This window comes from Arthrobacter sp. Y3225116, assembly GCF_059091245.1.
Genome location: NZ_JBNHGL010000391.1, coordinates 1 through 1,759 on the forward strand (window position 1 = coordinate 1; position 1,759 = coordinate 1,759).

At 72.9% G+C, this 1,759-nt stretch carries 1 protein-coding gene; it reads right to left on the bottom strand.

Annotated elements, in window-relative coordinates; translation table 11 throughout:
* Nucleotides 1-1,759: glycosyltransferase family 2 protein (locus tag AC5RV2_RS17675; protein ID WP_494093413.1), on the bottom strand; the 1,759-nt coding region annotated here is incomplete at both ends.

The following is a 1,759-nucleotide window of genomic DNA, read 5'->3' on the forward strand; positions in this document are numbered from 1 at the left end:
CAGCGGCAGGCCGGGATCGCCCAGCAGCGCGCGCGGCTGGTCCAGCCCGGCGACCAGCATCGGCAGGGCGAGCGCCAGCGGCGGGATGAGCGCCCACCAGACGGTCTTGGCCCGGCGGCGCAAGGCCAGCATCAGGACGGCGATAAAGACGACGACCACCGGCAGCAGCGCCGGTGCCGACGCCGTGATCCCGGCCAGGCAGAGTCCCGCCGCTGCCGCCGCCGTCCAGGAGGGATTCCCGTTGATCCCGGGCTTGTGCACGGCTTCGTGCGGCAGCAGGGGCCGGTTGGCGTCGGCGCGTTGGACGGCGGAGCCGGTGGCGCGCAGCAGGCCCAGCACGGCCCACGGAATCAGCAGGTGGGCGATCAGCGCGCCCAGGCGGCCGGTGCCCAACGCGACCTGGAACGCCGGAACGCTCGCCCAGAACATCGCGGCCCAAAAGCGCAGGCCGCGCCGCTGAGTGAAGGCCCCGGCAGCGAACCATGCGCCGGCGGCGGCCAACGGCATGGCCAGCAGCACCAGCGTCAGGACGGCGGCGGAACCGTTCCCCAGGCCCAGCACGGCCAGGACCGCCAGCACGTAGCCGAAGGGGTCGCCGTGCCCGGGGACGCCGGAGCCAAGCGAGATCCACCAGCTGGAAGCGTTGTGCCAGATTTCGGCGACGGTGGCCGAGACCGGCAGCAGTCCGCCGCCCACCAGCGCCGGCGCCCCGAAGAAGTCAAACATGCCCACCGTGGACACGAGGGCCAGCACGACGGCGGCGGCCACCAGTCCCGTACCCACCCAGGTCCGGGCGGGCGCGGCGAGGGCGGCGAAGTCGTCGGATCCGCCGGTGGGCTGGTCGCTGCTGCCGGCATCCGATCCGGAGCCGTCGCCCACGACGCCGACTGCGAGCTCGGGCCGCAGCGACTCGGCCAGTGAGCGCCGGTAGGCCCAGACCTCGCGCCGCGGGACCATCAGCGGACGCACTATCGCCCGCGAGGTCCTGCGGGTCTTGGCGGCCTGCCGCCGGGACGCGAAAAAGCCAGCGGGACGGAACAAGGCGGCAAGAGTGGCGCCCAGTTGCCGCAGCCCGTGCATCGGGTCCTTGGCCACCACCGAGGCCAGGAAGCTGTACAGCCCGCCGAGCAGGGCCCCGAGCCACAGGAACGGGACCTCCCACCAGGCCGCATGCTTGAGCCGCAGGTGGATCTGCGCCTTGCGGGCTGCCCTTGCGGTGCTGTGGGCGCCGGTCCGGGTGGCGTGGCGAACCCTCGCGGTGGGAACAACCACCACGCGGTGGCCGGCCAGCCGGTTCCGCCAGCACAGGTCCACGTCATCACCGGTCCCGGGCAGGGCCGGATCGAACCCGCCCAGCTGGTCGAAGACGTCGCGGCGCACCAGCATGCCGGCGGAGTTGACGGCAAAGAAGTCGCTGCGGCCGTTGTACTGGCCCTGGTCCATCTCGTCCACGTCGATCATGGTCAGCCGTTCGGCCCAGCGGCTCACGGTCAGGCCCACGTCGACCAGCCGGCGCGGGTCGTCCCAGTCCACCTGTTTGCAGCCGGCGATGGTAACCGACGGTGCCGTTTCCACGGCGAGCAGCAGTTCCTCGAGCGCATCAGGCTCCGGGGCGGAATCATCGTGCAGCAGCCACAGCCATTCCTGGGCCGGACCGTCGTCCGGGGCGTGCTTGGGCAGCTCAGCCAGCCCCACCCGGACCGCGGCACCGAACCCGGCGCGGTGGGAAGCGGCGGCCACCGGGCTGCCGGCGGGCAAC